The sequence below is a fragment of the Rosettibacter sp. KY25 genome, assembly GCF_057554405.1.
The window spans coordinates 126,966-149,958 of sequence record NZ_BAAJAO010000004.1 but is presented as its reverse complement, the minus strand read 5'-3'; the positions used below and the strand labels follow the sequence as shown (position 1 = coordinate 149,958).

17 protein-coding genes are annotated in these 22,993 nt (G+C 30.6%); 4 read left to right on the top strand and 13 right to left on the bottom strand.

The genetic code is table 11. From position 1 onward, the window contains the following. Positions 1 to 19: 19 nt before the first annotated feature. On the bottom strand, positions 20 to 553 hold the full coding sequence (locus tag AC27L2_RS04070; protein WP_487210409.1) for a DJ-1/PfpI family protein: 534 nt from the start codon (positions 551 to 553) through the stop codon (positions 20 to 22). A 124-nt stretch (positions 554 to 677) separates the two neighbouring features. On the opposite strand from AC27L2_RS04070, the gene dnaG reads away from it, so the two are divergent. Then, entirely contained in the window at positions 678 to 2,540 is a 1,863-nt protein-coding gene (gene dnaG / locus AC27L2_RS04065; protein WP_487210408.1) for a DNA primase, read from the top strand. 13 nt (positions 2,541 to 2,553) lie between these two features. After that, a complete protein-coding gene (locus AC27L2_RS04060) occupies positions 2,554 to 4,023 on the top strand; it encodes an alpha-amylase family glycosyl hydrolase (protein WP_487210406.1) in 1,470 nt (489 codons plus the stop codon). Positions 4,024 to 4,034: 11 nt separating this feature from the next. Here AC27L2_RS04060 and AC27L2_RS04055 read toward each other — a convergent pair whose 3' ends face one another. The 10 genes from AC27L2_RS04055 to AC27L2_RS04010 all read right to left on the bottom strand — a co-directional run bounded on the left by AC27L2_RS04055 (position 4,035) and on the right by AC27L2_RS04010 (position 19,964). After that, on the bottom strand, positions 4,035 to 4,445 hold the full coding sequence (locus AC27L2_RS04055; protein ID WP_487210405.1) for a response regulator: 411 nt from the start codon (positions 4,443 to 4,445) through the stop codon (positions 4,035 to 4,037). A 123-nt stretch (positions 4,446 to 4,568) separates the two neighbouring features. After that, positions 4,569 to 8,489, bottom strand: coding sequence for a PAS domain S-box protein (locus tag AC27L2_RS04050; protein ID WP_487210404.1), 3,921 nt, complete (start codon positions 8,487 to 8,489; stop codon positions 4,569 to 4,571). A 292-nt stretch (positions 8,490 to 8,781) separates the two neighbouring features. Continuing rightward, complete coding sequence (gene carB, locus AC27L2_RS04045) at positions 8,782 to 11,961, bottom strand: carbamoyl-phosphate synthase (glutamine-hydrolyzing) large subunit (protein ID WP_487210403.1); 3,180 nt, start codon at positions 11,959 to 11,961, stop codon at positions 8,782 to 8,784. Between the two features lie 42 nt (positions 11,962 to 12,003). Further along, the gene (gene carA, locus AC27L2_RS04040) at positions 12,004 to 13,083 is read right to left on the bottom strand and encodes a glutamine-hydrolyzing carbamoyl-phosphate synthase small subunit (protein WP_487210402.1); all 1,080 of its coding nucleotides are present in this window, start codon (positions 13,081 to 13,083) and stop codon (positions 12,004 to 12,006) included. Positions 13,084 to 13,209: 126 nt separating this feature from the next. Further along, positions 13,210 to 13,806 carry an aminotransferase class IV gene (locus AC27L2_RS04035; RefSeq protein ID WP_487210401.1) on the bottom strand — a complete coding sequence of 199 codons (597 nt, stop codon included), beginning with the start codon at positions 13,804 to 13,806 and terminating at the stop codon, positions 13,210 to 13,212. After that, positions 13,790 to 14,776 (bottom strand): aminodeoxychorismate synthase component I, encoded by a 987-nt coding sequence (locus AC27L2_RS04030; RefSeq protein ID WP_487210400.1) that lies wholly within the window; start codon positions 14,774 to 14,776, stop codon positions 13,790 to 13,792. The genes AC27L2_RS04035 and AC27L2_RS04030 overlap by 17 nt, the downstream gene beginning before the upstream one ends. A 7-nt stretch (positions 14,777 to 14,783) precedes the next feature. Continuing rightward, on the bottom strand, positions 14,784 to 15,686 hold the full coding sequence (locus tag AC27L2_RS04025) for a MauE/DoxX family redox-associated membrane protein (protein ID WP_487210399.1): 903 nt from the start codon (positions 15,684 to 15,686) through the stop codon (positions 14,784 to 14,786). 3 nt (positions 15,687 to 15,689) lie between these two features. Beyond that, entirely contained in the window at positions 15,690 to 17,048 is a 1,359-nt protein-coding gene (gene radA / locus AC27L2_RS04020) for a DNA repair protein RadA (RefSeq protein ID WP_487210398.1), read from the bottom strand. Further along, on the bottom strand, positions 17,041 to 17,784 hold the full coding sequence (locus tag AC27L2_RS04015; RefSeq protein ID WP_487210397.1) for an ABC transporter ATP-binding protein: 744 nt from the start codon (positions 17,782 to 17,784) through the stop codon (positions 17,041 to 17,043). The genes radA and AC27L2_RS04015 overlap by 8 nt, the downstream gene beginning before the upstream one ends. A gap of 89 nt (positions 17,785 to 17,873) precedes the next feature. Next, complete coding sequence (locus AC27L2_RS04010; protein WP_487210396.1) at positions 17,874 to 19,964, bottom strand: GWxTD domain-containing protein; 2,091 nt, start codon at positions 19,962 to 19,964, stop codon at positions 17,874 to 17,876. 135 nt (positions 19,965 to 20,099) lie between these two features. Between AC27L2_RS04010 and AC27L2_RS04005 the strand changes: the two genes are divergently transcribed. Both AC27L2_RS04005 and AC27L2_RS04000 read left to right on the top strand, forming a co-directional pair. After that, positions 20,100 to 20,525 carry an archease gene (locus tag AC27L2_RS04005; protein ID WP_487210395.1) on the top strand — a complete coding sequence of 142 codons (426 nt, stop codon included), beginning with the start codon at positions 20,100 to 20,102 and terminating at the stop codon, positions 20,523 to 20,525. A 19-nt stretch (positions 20,526 to 20,544) separates the two neighbouring features. Next, the gene (locus AC27L2_RS04000) at positions 20,545 to 22,014 is read left to right on the top strand and encodes an RtcB family protein (RefSeq protein ID WP_487210394.1); all 1,470 of its coding nucleotides are present in this window, start codon (positions 20,545 to 20,547) and stop codon (positions 22,012 to 22,014) included. A gap of 27 nt (positions 22,015 to 22,041) precedes the next feature. Here AC27L2_RS04000 and rdgB read toward each other — a convergent pair whose 3' ends face one another. Next, a complete protein-coding gene (rdgB, locus tag AC27L2_RS03995; protein ID WP_487210393.1) occupies positions 22,042 to 22,632 on the bottom strand; it encodes an RdgB/HAM1 family non-canonical purine NTP pyrophosphatase in 591 nt (196 codons plus the stop codon). Beyond that, entirely contained in the window at positions 22,629 to 22,991 is a 363-nt protein-coding gene (locus AC27L2_RS03990; RefSeq protein ID WP_487210392.1) for a carboxymuconolactone decarboxylase family protein, read from the bottom strand. Before AC27L2_RS03990 ends, rdgB begins: the two co-directional genes overlap by 4 nt. Between the last annotated feature and the right edge of the window lie 2 nt (positions 22,992 to 22,993).

Below are 22,993 nucleotides of genomic sequence, written 5' to 3'. Positions count from 1 at the left end.
GATTAAAGGGAAAGTAGTTCTAACTTTTTTTCGAAAGTTCATGCAAAAATTTAGATATAAATTCTGATGCCGAAGACGGGTCTCTTCCTGTTATTACATTTTTATCGATTACAACGGGTTCATCTTTATATTCAATTCCTTCTTTTTCAAGTTCTTTTCTGTCATCTGGATAACATACAGCTGTTTTATTAATTACACCAGCTCTTGCAAGAATAATCGGTGCACTGCAAATTGCTCCAATTGTTTTTCCGCTTTTATTAAATTTTTGTGCAATTGAATGCAGTAATTTATTATTCCAATAATTTCTTACTCCTTTACCTCCAACGAATATTATTCCATTAAAATTTTCTTCATGAACATTGTAAAGCATAATATCATTTTTTACTTTCAAATTTTCTGAACCAATACACAAGGAATTTGAATCGGAAGCAATAAAAACTCTTTTATTGATTTTGATTAGTGAGTTTGAAATAATTAAATATTCCTGTTCATTAAAATCCTGTGCAGGCAGGACTAAAAGGATACTATTTTTAATCAAATAGCTGTTTCTCATTATAATTTCCAAATCGAAAATAATAATATTAATTTTGATGAGCAATCTTGAATGCAAAATGTAAATCATTATAAGTTTGAAAATGAAATTAAGAATAGAATTAATTTATTGAGGATGCTGTCAATTGAGAATATCAGAGCAAAAGATAGAAGAGATTAGAAGTGCTGTAGATATAGTTGATATAATTTCCGGTTATGTTCATTTACGAAAGCGGGGTAAAAATTTTGTAGGCTTATGCCCATTTCATCACGAGAAAACACCTTCTTTTACAGTAAGCAGCGATAAACAAATTTTTCACTGCTTTGGATGCGGAGCAGGCGGCAATGTATTTAAATTCTTAATGGATTTTAAAAACATTTCATTCATCGAAGCAGTTGAAGAAATTGCAGAACATGCCGGAATTAAAATTCAATATGAAAAATCTGAATTGACAGAAATTCAAAAAGAGCTCGAAGAGTTTTATGAAATAAATGATTTTGCTGCAAGATATTTCGAAGAAGTTTTACAAAAGAGCTCTGATGCCGAAGAAGCTAGGCAATACTTAAAGAAAAGAAACATAAAACCAAAAACACAAAAATTATTCAGAATAGGATTTGCACCTGCAGGCTGGAACAATTTTTTAAATGCAGCCAAAGAAAATAAAATTGATTTGCAAAAAGCCAAAACTCTTGGATTAATTGATGTAAATGAAAAAGGTGAATATTACGATAAATTCAGAGAAAGAATAATTTTTCCCATATTCTCTCCAAATGGAAGAGTAATTGCATTCGGCGGAAGAATTCTAATTGATAAAGAGAACACAGCTAAATACTTGAATTCTCCAGAATCAAAAATTTATTCCAAACGAAAATCGTTGTACGGCTTATTTCATTCAAAAGAAGAAATTAGAAAACTCGACAGAGCAATTCTTGTTGAAGGCTACATGGATTTAATTTCACTCTATCAAGCAGATATAAAAAATGTTGTTGCTTCATCAGGCACTTCGTTAACAGAAGAACAGGTTCAACTTTTATCAAGATTCACAAAAAATATAATTGTATTATTTGATGCAGACCCGGCAGGACAAAAAGCATCTCTTCGCAGCATCGAACTTTTGTTAAAACATGATTTTGATATAAAAGTTATGATGCTTCCACCAGATGAAGACCCGGATTCGTTCATCAATAAATACGGCAAGGAAAAATTTGACGAGTTATTAACTTCTGCCAAAAATTTTGTAGAGTTCCAAACAGCTCAGTTTGAAGCCGAGGGAAAGTTTAATGATCCAGCTACTGCAGCCTCTGCCATTCGTGAAATTGTGAGAACTCTTGCTCTTGTAAATGATGAATTAAAGAGAAGTTTATTGATTAAAACTATTGTAAAAAAATTTAATCTGCGAGAACGAATTATTGAAGATGAGTTAAATAAAATTTTATCACAACAAAAAGAAAAAAGTCCCGCACAGAATCCTCAGCCGCTGCAAAGAAATTTGCAGGTTAATAACACTTTATCAAATTCAGCATCTATTACAAATATTTCACAACTTGAAAAAGAAATAATAAGACTTCTTTACAGCGGCAACGAAGAAATTGTTGAACATATTCTTGAAAAAATTAGTCTGGATTATTTTACAAATCCTAAATTAAAATATCTTGTTGAAATTGTTCTTGATGGTCATAACGACAGAGATATTTCTCCTGCATATCTAATCGAAAAAATTGAAGATGCACAGCTGAAAGATTTCATATTCAAACTTGCATTGACTGATGAAACAATAAGTCACAGATGGGATGAACTTTCTCTCAACGGTAAGATTGAAAAAGATTCACTTGAATATGCAAAGGAAACTGTAATTAAATTTCTTGTCTATCAAATAGAACAGGAAATTATGACTAACAATAAAATTATTGAAAACACAAATGACGAACATCTTAAGATTGAACTTTTGAGCAGAAACAAAGAACTACTGAATGAGAAAAAACTGCTTTTAACACAAGAAAAAAATTAATCACGGAATATAAATGACAATTCATCCATCCATTTATGAAATTAATACAAGAGTTTTTATAAAACGATTTGGGAAAGAAACAAAATTAAATGATATTCCAAAAAGTTATTGGGAGTATTTCATTCAAAAAAAGTTTGATTATATCTGGTTGATGGGAATTTGGAAAACATGTAAATCAACAATTGATAAATATTGTTTTGAAGATTACCTAATTCAAAATTATAAACGAGCATTAAAAGATTGGAAAACAGAAGATGTAATTGGCTCTCCTTATTCGATAGATGTTTATGAAGTCAATCCCGACATAGGCAATTTTGAAATGTTGCTTGAATTAAAAACCCTTCTAAACAAAAACAATATTGGATTGATACTGGATTTTGTTCCAAATCATTTTAGTGCAGATAGTCAATTGATAAAAACTAATCCATCATTCTTTTTAAGAGTAGAAAAAGAAACATTCGAAAGGGATTCTAATACTTTTTATAAACCTTTTGATGATGAAGAAAAATACTATGCTCATGGACGCGACCCTTTCTTTCCTGCATGGCAGGATACAATTCAAGTAAATTATTTCAGCAAGGATGTAAGAAAATATTTTAAGGAAGTTTTAACAAATCTTACCAAATATTGTGATGGTGTTCGATGCGACATGGCAATGCTCGGCTTGAATAATGTATTTAAAAATACCTGGGCAGGTGTAATAGATAGATGTGAAAATGAATTGATAACAACTGAATTCTGGAGTGAAATTATATCAGAAGTCAAAAATGTAAGGAGCGATTTTATTTTTATTGGAGAAGTCTATTGGAATCTTGAAAAAGATTTACAAGAGCTGGGTTTTGATTTTACATACGATAAAAGTTTGCTAGATATATTCAAAGCTGGAAATGCTTTTAATATTTATGAACATCTTAAACTTGATGAAGAATATCAAAAAAAATTAGTCCGCTTCATTGAAAACCATGATGAAGAAAGAGCTGTTGTTTCACTTGGGAAAGAAAAATCAAAAGCAGCAGCAATTGTAATAAGCACAATCCCTGGCATGCATTTGTATTATGATGGTCAATTTGAAGGGAAAAAAGTTAAACTGCCTGTTCAGCTGGGTCGAGAACCCGAAGAATTCATTCAAAAAGACTTAAAAGAATTTTATAACAATCTTCTTAATATTACTTCTAATGAAATTTTTAAAAATGGCAAGTGGAAACTGCTCGATGTGCTTCCATCTTGGGAAGGGAATCACACTTTTACAAATATTTTAGCCTGGCAGTGGGAATTAAAATCTCAAAGATGTCTTGTTGCAGTAAATTATGCTGATACAATTTCTTCGTGCAGAATTAAATTAGATGTAAGAAATTATCCGGAAACTTTTGAAATAAAAGATTTGCTAAACAATCAAACATATTACAGGTCAGCAGAAGAAGTTTATCACATTGGATTATATGTTGAATTAAGACCTTATCAAGCACATATATTCTTTTATTGAATTAAATGAAGCTATTCTATTTTTTCTCCTGTCTTGCTCTCGTAAGTTTTAATTAAAGATTCCATAAGAACATTATTCTGAACAGGTTTAGTAATAAAAAGGTCAACACCGGCATTATAAGCATTATCTTTATCTCTTTGAAAAGCATGAGCTGAAAGTCCAACAACTGGGATATTTTTTGTTTCTTCAGATTGTCTTAATTCTCTTGTGAGCTGCAAGCCGTCTTTTTTGCCTCTCAAAGAAATATCCATTAAAATTATATCAAATTTTTGTTCTTTCATCTTTTCATAAAAAGTTTCGGCTGAATCGCAAACATCAACATCAAATTTGCGTTTCAGAAAAAGCTGAAGGAATTTTTGATTTTCAAAATCATCTTCTACAATTAAAAGTTTGGGTTTTCTTTTTTCATTTGTTCCAGACATAGCAATGTTCCTTAAATAGTTAGTATCCTATAAAAATCTACTAAGCGAAAATAAATAATTCAAGCCAACATAAAAAGAGCAACAGAATTTATGTTCTAAATCATAGGTAAAAATTTTTATTACTCAAATAAACATCACAGTAAAAGTTGATCCTTCGCCTTTTTTACTTTCAACACTAATTTCAGCATTATTCAGTTCACAATATTTTTTGACAAGAGCAAGACCCAATCCACTTCCTTCAAATCTTCTTGTATAACCCTGTTCTTCTTGAGTAAAAGGCTGAAAAATTTTTTGAAGAAAATCTTCGCTCATTCCAATACCTGTATCTTTAATCTTGACTGTTAGTTTATCATCTTCATTTCTTTCAATAATAACTTCCACTGTCCCTTTATTTGTATATTTAATTGCATTATCAATTAAGTTTGAGAAGATTTGAGTAACACTGTAATCATCTGCATAGAGATTAAGTTTATCTGTTTTATAATCAACAATAAAATTTAATCCCTTAGTTTCGGCTGATGTAATGAATTCAGGAATAAGTTTATCAATTACATCTTCCTTAAAGTTAAAAAAACGATAAGTTGGAATATAAGTTCCTGATTGAACGGCTGACATATTTAAAATCAGGTCGACAGTTCGAACTATTCTCTTAGATGCCAAATCAATACTGTAAAAATATTCATTAATATCTGGTGAAATTTTATCCTTTATTTCTTCTTTGATTATATTACAAAAGCTAACAATTACATTAAGAGGAGTTCTTATTTCGTGAGACATTTGAGCAAGGAAATATGATTTCAATTTATCTGCTTTCTCAGCTTCTTCTTTTGCAATGATTAATTCTTGTTCGGCTAATTTTTTTGTGGTTATATCTTCCGTAGTTCCTTCAAAATAGGCAATTGAGCCATCAATATTTTTGTATGCTCGAGCATTTTCTCTTATATAAATAATTTTCCCATCTGCTCTTTTCCATTTTTGTTCAAAGCCATAAACTATTCCTTCTTCCATTATAATTTTCAGGAATAAATCTCGGGTACCTTTTTCTGCATAAACTTCTTCCATTACAATTTTAGCTTGAGCTTCTTCCAAGGATTCATAACCAAGCATTGATAAAAATGCAGGATTAGCCATTAAAAGTTTGCCATCTGGAGTTGTTCTATAAACTCCTATTGTTAAGCTTTCATAAATATTTCTGAAGCGTTCTTCGCTTTCTCTAAGCTTTTCTTCTGCAATTTTTCTATCTGTGATATCAAATGCAGTACCGATAGCTGCTGTTTCACCTTTATAATCAATTACAGTGGAAGTAAATGTTACCCATTTTTCTTGATTATCTTTTGTTATAATTTTAAAATCATATTGAGAGGGAACCTCTTTTCCATTTAATCGATCCAAACCGCGCTGCATTATCAAATCTCTGAAATCAGGATGTACAACATCCCAAAAATTCATTCGAAGAAGTTCATGCTCGGAATATCCTGATAACTTTTCCGTCGCTTTATTTACATAAACAAATTTCGTTTTTTTATAAATAAAAATTGCGGTGTTAGTTGATTCAGCTAATTTTCTAAATTTTTCTTCACTTTCTCTTAAAGATTCTTCTACTCTTTTTCTTTCTGTAATGTCGCGAGCAATTCCTTGCACACCAATAAGTTCTCCATTCTCATCATAAATAGGAACATTTAGCTGCTCGGTCCAAATTAAACTACCATCTTTTTTTCTCCACCTTAATACAACGGGCTCTGTAATAATTTTATTTTCAAAGAATGATTTTAAAATTGGCAAATCATCCGGATGAACCAACTTGAAACCAAGCATTGGGTCGGCATAATGTTCTTCAGGGCTATAACCTGTAATTCTTGTTGCAGAAGGACTTACATACTCAAAGCCTTGTTTTGGTTTGAATCTGTAGATATAAATTAAATCATTCGCCCTCTCTGCAATAAATCTAAATTTTTCTTCACTTTCTCTTAGTGCTTTTTCTATTTCTTTAAGATGTGTTATATCTTTTGAAATTATCACAACAGCATTTACTTCATTTGTTACAGCATCTTTCACTGGACTTAAGGTTCTTATAAAATATCTTCCATCTCTAAAGCTCTGATATTCATAAGTTATAGATAATCCTGTTTCACAAACCTTTTTAACTTTTTCTTCAAAATCTTTTGAACCATCAGGGGTATGAAATTCGCTGTAAGATTTGCCTATTACATCTTCTAATTTTAAGCCTAATCTCATTAAGTATCTTTTATTCATGTGAAGATAGCGGCAATCTCTATCAACCAGATAAATAGCATCATCACTCGATTCAATTAAAGTGTAGTATTTTTCTTCATTTTGTTTTAATATTTCTTCAACTTTTTTTCTTTCATTTTCGCTCTCAATATATTCAAGAGCAAAAGATATGTCCATTGAAAGTTGTTCGAGGAGTTCGATTTCTTCTTTGTCAAAAAAGTTTTCTTCGGTTGAATATAAATTGAATGTTCCAACGTTATTCCCAAATGTTTTTATTGGGAAAGCAGCAAAAGATTTGAAACCATATTCAGAAGCTGCATCATAACATAAACTCATTTTTTTATCTTTAAGAATATTATTTGATACATAGTACTTTCCTGTTTTTAATACTTTTCTTATTGGGCATTTATCATGGTCTATTATCTTGAAGTCAGTATTAATTTTGTTTCTATAATCTTCATTCATTCCATAATCTGCTTCGATGATAAGTTCATTAGATTCGGCATCAATCATACTAATCCATGCTAAAGAAAATCCCCCTTTATCAACTGCAATTTGAGTTATTAATTTCAACAATTTTTCTTTTTCACGATTTCTTACAATTGCTTCGTTCGCCTCATACAACATTGAATAAATGCGATTTAACTTTTTGATATTTTCTTCTGCTTTTTTTCTTTCTGTTATATCTTCAATTGCAAGAAGAATAAATTCATTTTTATTTGATTCACTATAAACTCTTCTTGCATTTAAAAGCATTGTTTTGAAACCAATTTTTGGGAAATTATGCTTAACCTCAAAGTTTTCAAAAGAAGTATTTGATGGAAGAATATTTTCAAGTAATAATTTTAATTCTGGTATATTCCATTGTCCATTTCCGAGTTTAAAAAATGATTTCCCTATTGTTTCATTCTCAGAAGTTTTAAATATGTTATAAAAAGCACGATTAGCTTTAATTACATTCATTAAGGAGTCAAGAACAATCAAAGGTTCTCTCACGGTTGCAATTATACTTTCAGCAAAAATCTTTGCTTCTTCAATTTTCCTTTGTGCTTCCCTTTCTTTTGTCTGATCTCTAAATACAAGAACAACACCTGCAATTTTTCCTGATTTATCTTTAATTGGTGCCCCGCAGTCAAGTATTGGTCTTTCTGTTTTATCTTTTGAAATCAGGACTGTATGATTTGCTAAACCAATAACAATTCCTTTTTGCAAAACTTTTTTTACAGGATTGACAACTTTTTTTCTTGTAAATTCATTTACAATATTAAAAACTAATTCGAGCTTCTTTCCTTTAGCATCTTTTTCTTTCCAACCAGTTAATTTTTCTGCAACTGGATTCATCATCCTAATTCTTCCTTTGTTATCCGTAGTTATTACTCCATCACCAATGCTGTACAAAGTAGTTCTTAATTCAGATTCTGCTTTGATAAGTTGATTCTCAAGATTAATATGTTCAGTAACATCTTGAACAATCATTAACTCACATACTAATCCTTCGTAAACAATTTTACTTTTAGTTATTTGGACATCAATTACTTTACCATATTTAGTTCTATGTTTTTGGAGATTTTTAGTAGAAATTTTTTGTGAAGGTTTTCTTAACGATTCTGGAAGTGAAAGGTCAGTCAATTTTAATTTCAAAAAATTACTTTTGCTGTAGCCATATTTTTGAACTGCTGCTTTGTTAACATTTTTAACAGCTAAAGATTTTAATTCATAAACCAAAATTGGCAGGGGATGAAATTGGAAGAGATAATTAAATAGTTCATTAGTGAATTTCACTTTCAAATTATTTTGAGGTTTTGTTGCCATAATTTCCTCTTGTAAGATGGAAATCTATTAGCACTTTTAATTATTAGCTGCTAAGTGAAAAACAAAAAAAATAAAGAACAAAAGTCCTGTCGTAAACTTTCATCAAAAATAGTTTACTTAATAAATTTTAAAATAACCTTCCTAAAATTTTTCTTTATAATTTTTATTAATTAAAAATACAAAAAATAGTTTAATATTCAGTAGAAATTTCAAGAAGGAAGATTTTAAGAAATCTCGAAGAAATTAAATGCGGTTTTTAGTTTATAAAATTTAGGAGCTGGGAGAGAAAACTTTAATACTCATCCCAGCTTTTTGCTTCTAATTGAAGAGGATTTTTATTAACAAGAGCTTCTGCAAGACGCATAGCAAGTTGTCTGTTAGTAATTAATGGAATTTTGAAATCAACAGCTGTTCTTCGAATGATGTAATCGTTGGTTAATTCTTCTTCCTGATAATTTTTAGGAATGTTAATTACCAAATCGATTTTTCCAGATTTAATATAATCAGCTGCATTTGGAGATTTACCATTAAGAGGCCAATCAAGAGTTTCAACTGGAATTCCATTGGCTTCCATAAATTTAGCTGTTCCAGGAGTAGCATAAAATTTTATCCCAATTTTTTGCAGCTGTCTTGTGGATTCAAGTAATTCTGTCTTAGATTCAATTGTACCAGAGGAAATCAAAATTGATTTTATTGGAAATTTATAACCAACAGCTGTCAATGCTTTTAAGAAAGCTTCGTCAAAATCATCACCAAGACAAGCAACTTCTCCGGTTGATGCCATTTCTACACCTGTTGTTGGGTCAGCTCCTTCAAGTCGTGTAAAAGAAAATTCTGGGGCTTTAACTCCAACATAATCATAATTGAATGTTTGGTCATCAATCTTTTCAACTTTTTTACCTATGATTACTTTTGCAGCTAATTCAATAAAATTTTTCTTTAATGTTTTTGAAACAAATGGAAAACTTCTTGAAGCTCTTAAATTACATTCAATTACTTTTACTTTGTTATCCTTAGCAAGGAACTGAATGTTGAACGGTCCATTGATATTTAAGGCTTTTGCAATAGCAGCAGAAAATTTTTTGATTTGTCTCATTGTTTCGAGATAAGTTCTCTGTGCCGGCAGAACTAATGTAGCATCACCTGAATGGACTCCGGCATTTTCAACATGTTCAGAAATTGCAGAACAAATTATTTCACCATTTTGAGCTACAGCATCAAACTCAAGTTCTTTTGCATTTACAAGAAACTTAGAAATTACAACAGGATGTTCGGGTGAAACATCCACAGCTTTTTGAAGATATCGTGTAAGTTCCACATCATCAGTGGCAATTGCCATTGCAGCACCACTAAGAACATAAGATGGTCTAACAAGAACAGGATAACCAACCTTGTTAGCAAATTGAAGAGCATCTTGAATTGTATTTAATTTACTCCATTCCGGTTGTTCAATTCCAAGTTGGTCCAATAATGCAGAAAATTTACTTCTGTCCTCTGCAGTATCAATAGACTTTGGAGAGGTTCCTAAAATTTTAACTCCAATATTATGAAGCTTTAATGCAAGATTATTTGGAGTTTGTCCACCCATCGAAACTATAACACCTTTTGCTTTAATAGCATCATAAATTTCCCAGATTGTTTCGGTTGTCAGTTCTTCAAAAAAGAGAGCATCGGATTCATCGTAATCTGTACTTACAGTTTCGGGATTACAATTTATCATTACAGTTTTGATTTTTGATTCTCTTAATGTTTTTACTGTATTAACACAGCACCAGTCAAATTCTACTGAGCTTCCAATTCGATATGGACCTGAACCAAGAATTATTATGCTGTTCTTAAGTTTGAAATCAAAATCATGAGATGAACAATTATAAGTTAGATACAGATAATTAGTTTTAGCAGGGTATTCAGCAGCGAGTGTATCAATATGCTGAATGTATGGTTTTATGTTATATTTTTTTCTTAGCAAATAAATATCGTGAGCATCTTTATTTAAGATATTAGCAATTTGTCTGTCAGAAAATCCATGCTGTTTTGCTTCGAGTAATAAATCTTTTGTCAATTTTCCAACAGAAGCAATCTTATTTTCTATTTCAACAATATTCTGAATTTTATAAAGGAACCACTTATTAATATGAGTCAATGAATGAATCCAATCAACAGAATAACCTTGTTTAAGTGCTTGAACAACTGCAAACATTCTTTCTTCTGTAGGATGACTTAAAGCTTCCTCAATGTTATCAAACTCAATTTTAGTTCTACTTGCTGTTAAACCTTCAACGCCGATATCAAGCATGCGCATTGCTTTCTGAATAGCTTCCTCAAATTTTCTTCCAATTGCCATAACTTCGCCAACAGACTTCATCGAAGAGCCAATATTTCTTTTAACAAGTCTGAATTTTTTCAAATCCCAGCGTGGAACTTTAACAACGATATAATCAAGTGCAGGTTCAAAAAATGCTTTTGTGGTTTTTGTTACATTATTTGGCAATTCATGCAATCCATAACCGAGTGCAAGTTTAGCTGCAATAAATGCAAGTGGATAGCCAGTTGCCTTGGATGCAAGAGCAGAGCTTCTTGATAATCTTGCATTTACTTCTATAACACGATAGTCACTTGTTTTGGGGTCGAGTGCATATTGTATGTTGCATTCTCCTACAATTCCAAGATGTCTGATTGTTTTTATTGCAACTTCTCTAAGCAGATGATATTCATAATTTGTAAGAGTCTGACTTGGAGCAACAACAATACTTTCGCCTGTATGAATTCCCATCGGGTCAATATTTTCCATATTGCAGACGGTAATACAATTATCATATTTATCACGTACAACTTCGTACTCAATTTCTTTCCAACCTTCAAGGTATTCTTCGACCAAAATTTGTGATGAATATGATAATGCTCTTGTAGCAAGTTTTTTCAATTCGGTTTTATTCCTGCAAATTCCAGAACCCAAACCTCCAAGTGCATAGGCAATTCTGATTATAACCGGGAACCCAATTTTTTGAGCATATTCAATTGCATCTTCAACAGTATTTACTGCTTTGCTTTGAGGAAATTTAACATTTATTTCAGCAAGTTTATTGCAGAATAGTTGTCTGTCTTCTGTATTTTCAATTGCTTCGATTGGAGTGCCAAGAACCTTAACTTTATACTTATCAAGAATGCCTTCTCTGTAAAGAGCAAGACCGCAGTTTAATGCTGTTTGACCACCAAATCCAAGAAAGATTCCGTCTGGTTTTTCTTTTGCAATTACTTTTTCTACATAATGAGTATTAATTGGAAGAAGATAAACTTTATCTGCCAGATAATCTGATGTTTGAATTGTAGCAATATTTGGATTTATTAGAACTGTATAAACTCCTTCTTCTTTTAGTGCTTTGATTGCTTGAGAACCTGAATAATCAAATTCTCCAGCTTCGCCAATTTTTAATGCAGAACTTCCTAAGATTAATACTTTTTTGATTTTCATTTCTCCTTGAGTTATTTATTGTTAAGAATGATATTGAAAAAATCAGACATCTTTCAAAAATTCATCGAATATGAATGAAGTATCAACTGGACCTGGAGTTGCTTCTGGATGAAATTGAACACTTCTAAAGGGCAACTTTTCATGAATCATACCTTCATTTGAGTAATCATTTAAATTTTCGAACCAAGGCTGCCAGCCGCGCGGTAATGTTTTTGTATCAACAGCAAATGAATGATTTTGAGAAGTAATGTAACATTTGTTCGAACCTACTTCTTTTACTGGCTGATTTTGACTTCGATGACCATATTTTAATTTATAAGTCTTTGCTCCTGCAGCAAGTGCAAGTATCTGATGTCCCATGCAAATTCCAAGTATTGGAACCTGCTTTTGAATTAATTTTTTTGCTGATGCAACAAGTTGTTTATAAACTACAGGATTTCCAGGACCATTAGAAATTACAACACCATCATAATTTTCTTTCTCTACATCATAGTCATAAGGAACTCTGATTACAGAAAAATTTCTTTCAAGAATGTTGGTAATAATACTCTTTTTGCATCCGCAATCAATTAATAAAATTCTTTTTTTGCCGCTTCCGTATTTTTCTACATGTGGAATTGTAACTTTAGAAATAAGATTATCAACATCGGGGTTATAAAATTCAACTGTTTCTTCTCCCACTTCAATCTTTCCAAGCATAGTTCCATGTTCTCTTAAAATTTTTGTTAACATTCTTGTATCAATTCCATACAAGCCAGGAATATCATAACTTTTTAACCAGTCATTTAAACTTTGTACTGAGTTCCAGTGATTATAGGCTTCTGATTCTTCAGAAACAATTAATCCCGATATTTGAATTTCTTTTGATTCAAAGAACTCAGGGATATCATCATCATCTTGTGGCGGGACTCCATAATTTCCTATCAGCGGGTAAGTCATAACAAGTATTTGACCTTTATAAGATGGGTCTGTTAATGTTTCAGGATAGCCTACCATTCCAGTATTAAAAACTACTTCGCCAGCTGCTGATTTATGACTTCCAAAAAGATATCCTTCAAATACATCCCCATTTTTTAATATTAGTTTTCCTTTTTGTTTTTGTGCATTCTTTTTGCTGCTCAATTTTTACTCCTAAATACTTTTTACTATTATGAATTCGGGAGGAATTAATACTGGATGTCAAAATAAATTGCGCAAATGTATAAAAAAATTTTTATTCTACAAAAAGTGATAAAAATTTTCTAAGTGTCAGGTTAATATTTTTTCTATCAGAATTTTATTTTCCTCTTCAAGATTCAGCATGGAATTTATAAGATAAACATATTTGAACTTTTTAATATCACTTTTCTTTATTTCTTCTTCTTTAATAATTCCTTCATTCAATAATTTTTCTCTTTTTGTACCTTTAAGAAGAGGTGTTGAAGGTGTAATAAAAATCACTCCATCGGAAAAAATCAGGTTTGCAAAAGATGCATCTGTGACAAAATTATTTTTTACAATTATAATCTCATCAGCATTCGATTCTGACAACATTTTAGTTAATTCTGATCTGTCCTCATATTTATGTTCATAATTTATAAAGTCATTTTCTACAACTTTTATTTTATTTATTACCTTTTTCACATAGGGTATAAATTCTATTGATTCAATCTCTTTTGAATAAATGAGCCGACATTTATAAAGCCCGTTATTTAAATAATCTGGAATTTTTATCATGGTTAATAAATCAATTTCATCATTGCAGTTAAAAAGAATTCTTCTGGAATTATTCATTCTTTTATTGTGATATTCAATGTTGAACAATTTTTTTTCAAATACTTTTATGCTTTCAATTAATCGGCACATAAACCTTATCGATTAGTTCTTGATATTCAGAATATGGATTACTCAAAAATGTTATTCCCCCTCCGCTTCTGTAAAAGAATTCTCCATTTTTATTTTCAATAAAACGAATCATCACTGCACTATCAAGATTAAAACCATCAAATATGCCAAATATACCTGTGTAAAAACCTCTTTTATCTATTTCAACATTATGAATAATTTCTACGGTTTTTCTTTTAGGAGCTCCGCTTATTGAGCCAGCAGGAAGTAGTGAAAAAATAATGCTGCCAATTTTTTCATTGTAATTTTTTTCAAGTTCGCCAACAATTTTTGAACTTACCTGAAGCAATGTTTTTTCGTTTGTAACAAGTTTATCTATAAACCGAAATTTTTCTACTCTAACATTTTTTGAAACAATGCTTAAATCGTTCCGTATCAAATCTACAATAGTATTGTGTTCTGCAATTTCTTTTTCATCACTCAAAAGAATTTTTTCTGCATCTGGAATTGATGCATCAATTGTTCCTTTCATCGGGAAAGACGAGATTAATCCATCTTCAATTTTAACAAATGTCTCGGGCGAGAAAACAACAAATTCATCTTTATATAAAAGTTTGTATTTAGCACTGCTGGCAAAATAAATTTCTTCAAGTGTGAGATTTGTTTTTATCTTTGTTGGAAAAGTAAGATTTATCAAATAAGTATTACCAGAATAAATTTCTTGGTAAACTTTATCAAAAGCCTTTTTATAATCTTCAAACGAAATAGGAAATTTTATGAACTCTATATTTTTATTTATGGAAGAATGCTTTTTTGCGTTAATCTCATAGAATATTTTTTGTTGATTTACTTCTGTTGTTTTTATTATTACCGGATTATTCATATCAAAATCGATAATAAATAAAAATGGGATTTTTTCTTTTCCATAATAATTCATTAATTCTATTGCATATTGAATTTTATCTTCATCTATTAAATCAAAAATTTTCATAGAAAATTCACTTCTTCTGAGTTCTCAAAATATTTTCCACAAAATTGTTGTCCCAGAATTCTTTTACTTCTCCATTATGCAGCCAGTAAATTCTCGGTGGATTTGTTCCAATTAATTCATAAAACTTCACTGCATCTATTTTTTGATATGGCAGATTAGAGCCAGTAATAACTTTGAAAGAATCTACTGAAACATCACCTTCTGAATAGAGCAAAGCAAATATATTTGAATAAACTTCTTGATTTGATTTCAAAGATTCTAATTCCTTTGCAAGCTGCTGACAATGTTCACATTCTGTATTCATTATTACAATAAATTTATCACCCGATGTTAAATCAACTCTTCCTTTTCCTTCAAAATGAGTTAAATCACCAAACTTAAAATCTTTATAAGATTTTAACGGAGAAGCAGCAAACATTAAACCTGATAGTGTAATAACAATTAAAAATGGAATAAATAAATTTTTTTTATTGACTATTCTGAATTTATTTAGTACAAAAATCATTGCCATCAAAAAAATGTTTTTTATAATTGATTCTAGCGGAGACATTGGAATAACTTCTCCAAAGCAGCCGCAGTTTTGATTGTCGTTTTGAATATAGCCTGTGTAAATTAAATAGATTGTAAATGCTGTTAAAAATATATATGATGCTGGGATAACTACTCGTTTCATTTCAATATTTAGGATGAACAATAATCCTAATGAAAATTCCAGACCAATTAACAAACGAACAAAAACTGCAGCTGTTTCTCTTGATTCAAAAAATCCATGCTCAACAAGAATAATTTCAACAATTCCTGGACTAATTAATTTTGAATAAGCTGAAAATAAAAACACAATTCCCAAAAATGTTCTTAAAAATATTATCATTAATTCATTTTTCTTTTGAGAAAGATTTGTTTTGAACATTGTTTATTCTTTCGGGTTTAAAACTTGTTTTAATGCAGAGATTATATTTTCAACCGGAATAATTTCAATAGAATTTTTAATGTTGAGAGATTTATAATTATTATTAGGAACAACCACGCTTTTAAATCCTAATTTATAAGCTTCTTGAATTCTTTTTTCGATATTGTTTACACTTCTTACTTCGCCGCCTAAACCAACTTCTCCAATTACAACTGTATTATTTTTTGCAAATCGATTTGTATAACTTGATGCAATTGCGCAGCAAACAGCAAGGTCTACAGCAGGTTCCTCAATTCTAATTCCTCCGGCAATGTTAAGAAATACATTATGTGATGATAATTTTAGATTAGCTCTTTTTTCTAAAACTGCAAGAAGAATTGAAAGACGACGGTAGTCAAAACCAGTTGCAACTCTCTGAGGATTTCCATAAACCGATGGAGTTACAAGTGCCTGAACTTCAAGTAATATTGGTCTTGTTCCTTCTATGCTCGAAGTAATTACTGAACCCGAAATTTCTTTTTCTCTTTCACTTAAAAAAATTTCACTAGGATTTTTTACTTCGTGTAAGCCATCTTCGTGCATTTCAAAAATTCCGATTTCATTTGTGCCTCCAAATCTATTTTTCTGTGAGCGCAATATTCTATATGAATAACTTCTTTCTCCTTCAAATTGAAGAACTGCATCAACAATATGTTCCAGAACCTTTGGACCAGCAATCATGCCATCTTTAGTTACATGTCCAACAATTATAACAGAACATTTTTTCTTTTTTGCAGTCTGCATCAATTCTGCAGTACATTCTCTGATTTGAGTAACTGTTCCTGCAGTATTTTCCAAATCAGGTTTATAAATTGTTTGAATTGAGTCAATTATAACAACATCAGGTTCATGTTTTTCTATTGCAGTGATAATTACATCAAGGTCTGTTTCTGTAAGAATCGAAATATTTTCTGAATTAATATTTAGTCTTTTTGCACGCAGATTAATTTGATTTACAGATTCTTCACCTGATACATAAATTATCTTGCCATTAATTTTTGCTGCTGCTTGCAGAACCAAAGTTGATTTTCCAATTCCGGGGTCTCCCCCAATTAAAACAACAGAACCGGGCATTAATCCGCCGCCAAGCACTCTATCAAATTCTTCAATGTTTGTTTTAATTCTATTTTCTTCTTCATAATTTATTGAACTTAATTTTGTGAGAGAAATATCAGGAGTGTTTTTACGGTGTTGTTTCTTTTTATCTTCGATAATTTCTTCTACAAAAGTATTCCAATTTTCGCAAGAAGGACATTTACCAAGCCATTTGATTGTTTCATAACCACAATTAGAGCATACATATTTAATATTCAACTTACTCATTAATTAAAAATCCTGTTCTCTTTATAAAATTTTCTATAACAGAATCTTTACTTTCAAGAAAATCCTGAGGTGTTCCTGTAAAATAAATTTTCCCTTCATGAATCATTGCGATTCTTTCTGCAGTGTTTTTAACACTGAACATATCATGTGTAACAATAATTGAAGTTACATTTAGTTTTTCATTTAGTTCTTTTATCAGTTCGTCAATTGAATCTGACATAATCGGGTCAAGACCAGTAGTAGGTTCATCATAAAGAATATATTCTGGATTTGTCACAAGAGCACGAGCAAGTGCAACTCTTTTCTTCATCCCCCCTGATAATTCAGAAGGCTTTAACTCTTGAATGTTTGGCAAACCAATTAACTCCAATTTCTCCTGAACAATTTTTTCAATTTCTTTTTTTGTGAATCCAAAATTATTTTCTATCAATGGAAGACTTACATTCTCAAATACAGTCATCGAATCAAACAATGCAGCGCCTTGAAATAAGAATCCAAATTTTCTTCTGATTTTATATAATTCTTTTTTATTTGCATCATTTATTGAAATTCCATCAACCTTCACATAACCCTCATCAGGATTCAGCAATCCAACAATATGTTTAAGCAAAACACTTTTTCCGCAACCGCTTTTACCAATAATTGCTAAAGATTCTCCTGTATTAATCGTTAAATCAATTCCTCTTAAAACATAATTGCTGCCAAAACTTTTATGAAGATTTTTTATCTCTATCATTTGATTATAACTTACTTTTTTGAAAAGAAATATAAAAAAAAGATAAGACTGATAACTGACGAAAATAAGGTTAATAACTTTTAATAATTTCAGTTCTGCCAGTCAACAAATGTTTGGGAAGATACTTCTTTCATCGTCACTTTATCTTTCACTGTTATTGTAAACAGGTATTTCCCTGAAGAATAGTTTTTCATATCAAGCTGAAGAATTATTTGTGGATTATTTTCAAGTGTTTTGTAATCAGAAATTATGACAACTTCAGAATTTTCTGTTATGCCCAGAAAATCTGAAATAGAACTAATAATTTTCTCAAGACCACTTTCAAATTTTTTATTTATTTTTTTCACAGAGATTTTTTGTTCAAAATTGCAAATACCTCTTTCATTTCTTTGAAGATTGTAAACTTCATAATAAAGATTAATTGTATCATTCTTTGTGAATTGATTTAAAGGATTAGGCTCGATATAAAATTTCCCTCTTCTAATTCCTTTTGATTTTTCTGTTGTAATTTTTTTGCTGAATGAAATATCACTCATTCCAAGTTCGACATTACTGAATTTTTTTATTTCAAAATCAAGACGGTTAGAAGATGTTCCTTTATCCTCTCTTATCATTTCAAATGAGATGAATCCGGAATCGGGATATGTTGTAACTGCTAATGAATTTATAAAATTATTTTTTTCACTTTTCTTTACACTGATGCTATCCAGCTTTCTAAATTGTTCATCGTAAAATTTGTCAAAAAAGAATAATCCAATTTTATATTTAACTGCATCCTTGTGTTTGAATAAAGAATCAGGTACCTCAATTTTATAGTTCAGATACAAATCTGTTTGATACCATTTATCTATGCTTTTGAATTGAAGAACTGAATAATCGACATCGAAACGAGGTCCTTCGAATTTTGGTTCATAAGTTGCATGAACTTCTTTTCTAAGATAATTAATATAGTCCAGTGTATTCCCATTAAATTGTGAGTGAACTTTTTCTTTTTCGTATGAAGGAGTGCTGAACAAATATTTTCCGGAAGAAGCCATATCAGTAAATCCGAAACTGAAATCTTTATAATCCCACACTTCTGTTTTCATCATCAAACCATTTTCGCCTATTGAAGGTCTGATGCGAATAAAATTTAATGGTTCACCATAACGAAGAACCACTTCGCCTCGATTAGTTTTCCATCCTATTAAACCAAGCTCTGGAACACTAAAATGCAAATTAGAAAAAACTACGCGGGAATAATGTTCAAGCAGTCTTTCATTATAATCAGTCATATAAAGTGGGTCATAAACTTTCCAATAAAGTTCAATAAAATTATTTAATTGTCGGTCACTCATTTTCTCAATGACATTTTTGTAGGCAGGCTCAATTAAAAATTTGACCGTGTTAAAAGTAAAATCTTCTTTTTCTTCTTTGTTCATTAGAGAAATTGCTTTTTGATATTCATTGTAACATTCTTTGAGTCTTGATGTTTTGTAATAAAGCAAACCAAGAATTAAATGAATATCTTTATCATCATTCTTTTTGCTCAATAATTTCTTTAGTAAAGGAATCCCCTTCTCTGGATATCCAGCGCTTTCATAAAGTAAACTTAAGTTCTTGTTTGCTTCATAATTCATTGAGTCGATAAGCAATACTTTTCTGTAATATTTCTCTGCTTCATAAAAATCTTCATTAGCATATTTTTGAAGACTTGCATAAAATTCATCGCTTAATTTTCTTACAGAATTATTGTATTCAAAAAAATCTTTGCTTTTAATTTCTGCCAGACTCAAATAAGATGGGATGTGCATGCTGTCAATAGAAACAATTTTTTTGAATTCATTTATAGCACTAACTTTTGCAAAGTCTTTCATTAATGACGCATAAGCGAATCGATAGTCAATGTTAAATGGTTCAAGCAGTGCAGCTTTTTTAAAATATTCATATGCCAAATTTCTTGATTCAAATGTGTGCTTGTTCAAATAAATTTTACCAAGTTCATAGTAAGATGCTGCATCATTATTTTTTAAAACAGATTCCTTTAAGAATTTTAATGCTGTTGAAGAATCCTTAGCTTCCAGGAATTCTTTTGCCTTTAAAAATAATTTGGATTGATTGGAGCTCTGACTCAAAAGAGTTGAAAAAGCAAAGCAGTAAAAAACTAAGAAAATAAAAATTGTATTATTCTTTTTGCTCATTGCTATTCGTTAAATCTAATAGAACTTAATAACAATTGAACTTAAAAATCAACAGAAGCTTTTTTCTCTTTCATTTCTGTTGTGGTGAAGAATTAAAAGAACTAAATTAATTGTAGAACAAAAACAAAATTTAATATGCCATACAAATTCATTGAACATACCGCAGACATTGCAGTTGAAGTTGAAGGGAAATCAATTGAAGAAATTTTTATTTCTGCTTTTAATGCATGGAAAGATATAGTATTGGATACAATAGCTGTTAGAAATGAACAATCAAAAAAATTTTTATTTGCATCAAAAACACTCGAGGAATTACTGATAGAATTTTTGAGTGAGTTGAATTATCAATTGTATACAAAAAAATGGGTGGTCAATTCCATAAAAAAAATATTAATTCAAAAGACTGGGGATATATTTCATCTTGATGTTGAGGTCTTTGGAGAATCACTAAAAAGTAAAAATCATACAATCAAAGAAGAAATAAAAGCTGTAACATTTCATCAAATGAAAATTGTAGAAAAGAACGGGAACTTATCGACAATAATAGTTTTTGATATTTAGGAATTGAAAAGGAGGTGCTATGGAAATAAATGGAATTAAAATAGAAAAGATAAATGATTATCTCTGGGAAATTCCTGCACAAGGTGGTATGCTTGTTCCCGGAAGAATTTATGCATCACAAAAAATGCTTGAAGAATCAATTAAAAACGACGAAGCATTAAAACAAGTAATAAATGTAGCACATTTACCCGGCATTCAAATGTTCAGTCTTGCAATGCCTGATATTCACTGGGGTTATGGTTTTCCCATTGGCGGGGTTGCAGCTACAGACTTAGATGAAGGTGTTATTTCTCCAGGCGGTGTTGGTTATGATATTAACTGCGGGGTAAGACTTGCTCGCACTTCATTAAAATATGAAGACATAAAACACAAAATTCAAAGATTGATAGAAGTACTTTTTCAAAATATTCCAACTGGTGTAGGCTCAAGCGGTGCAATAAGAAAATTATCTCCTTCAGAAATTAAAAGAATATTAAGAAATGGAGCTGAATGGGCAATTGAAAATGGATTTGGCTCGCAAGAAGATTTATTGTTTACAGAAGAGAATGGAAAATTGAAAGATGCAAATCCAGAATCAGTAAGCGAACGTGCAATTGAAAGAGGATTAGACCAAGCAGGAACACTTGGTTCTGGTAATCATTTTCTTGAAGTTGATGTAGTCGAAGAAATTTATGATGAAAAAGTTGCAGAAGTATTTGGCTTGTTCAAAGGTCAAATTGTTATATTGATTCACACAGGTTCACGCGGTCTTGGTTATCAAATTTGTGATGATTACTTAAAACTTCTTGTTCAATCAGAAAAAAAATTTGGTTTTAAACTTCCTGATAAACAACTTGCCTGTGCTCCAATTAAATCTCAAGAAGGTCAGGATTATTTAAGTGCAATGAGATGTGCAGCTAATTTTGCTTGGAACAACCGGCAAATCATCATGCATCTTGCAAAAAAAAGTTTTAAGGAAACTTTTTCTATTTCAGATTCAGAACTTGGCTTTAGATTAATTTATGATGTTTGCCATAACATTGCAAAAATTGAAGAACATGTTATAATTGATAAAAATGGAAAAGAAAAAACAAAAAAAGTTTGTGTCCATCGAAAAGGAGCCACAAGAGCTTATCCAGCAGGAAGTCTGTTAATTCCTGAAAAATATAGAAGTGTCGGTCAACCTGTTTTAATTCCAGGTGATATGGGAAGATACTCATTTATTGCTGTTGGAAAAGAAAAATCTATGGAAGAAACTTTTGGAAGTTCATGTCATGGTGCTGGAAGAGTCCAAAGCCGTCATCAAGCAATGAAATCTGCTAAAGGAAAAGATTTAATTAAAGAACTTACTGACAGCGGAATTGTAATTCAAGCAAAAGGTTACAAAACAATTGCAGAAGAAATGCCTCATGCTTACAAAGATGTATCGGAAGTTGTAGATGTTATGCACTTTGCAGGAATAAGCACAAAAGTAGCAAAGTTAAAACCAATTGGTGTTATAAAAGGCTAAAAAGTCTCCTGTTAACAGCAGGAAAAATCACACACCATAAAATTTTTTTAACTCTTCAAGCAATTTATTAAATGCTTTTGCTCTGTGACTAATTTTATTTTTTTCTTCAAAGCTTAACTCTGCTACTGTTTTATCATAGCCATCGGGAATAAATATAGGGTCATAACCAAAACCTTCTTTTCCTCTTTGTTCATTAATTACAATTCCATTCAATTCACCAACAGTTTCAATAATATTTTTCCCATCATAAAAAACTGCTGTGCACACGAATTTTGCTCTGTGAGGTTCCGGAAATTCAGATAATTCTTTAATCAGCTTCAAATTGTTATCCTCAAATGTGCAATTTGGTCCTGCATATCTTGCAGAATAAACTCCAGGTCTTCCACCGAGCTGCTCAACTACAATTCCAGAATCATCTGCAATAGAAGGTTCATGATAATATTCAAAAATAGTTCTGGCTTTTATTAATGCATTTTCACTGAATGTGGAACCAGTTTCTTCAATTTCAATATTATTTCCCAAGTCATACAAAGAAATTATTTCAAAGGGAGAATTTGAAAATATTGATTTTACTTCTCTAACTTTTCCATTATTCTGGCTTGCAAAAATAATTTTCATTGATTCTCCTTTTTCTTTTCTTCAAAAATTTCATCCATTTTTTCAATTGCAAATCTAAGGTGCGGAATAACAATTGAACCGCCAACAATTAAAGCAATATTAAAAGTCTCATAAAGTTCTGATTCAGTCGCTCCTTCTTCTATTGACCTGTCAATGTGATAAAGAATGCAGTCATTGCATCTTAAAACCATTGATGCAACCAATCCCATTAGTTCTTTAGTTTTAGCAGGTAATGCTCCATCAATGTAAGCTTTGTTATCAAGAGCAAAAAATTTTTTGAAATCACTAAAATTTGAGTTCAATATTCTTTCGTTCATTTCTGCTCGATATTTTCTAAATTCTTTTACTGTTGTTTTCATTT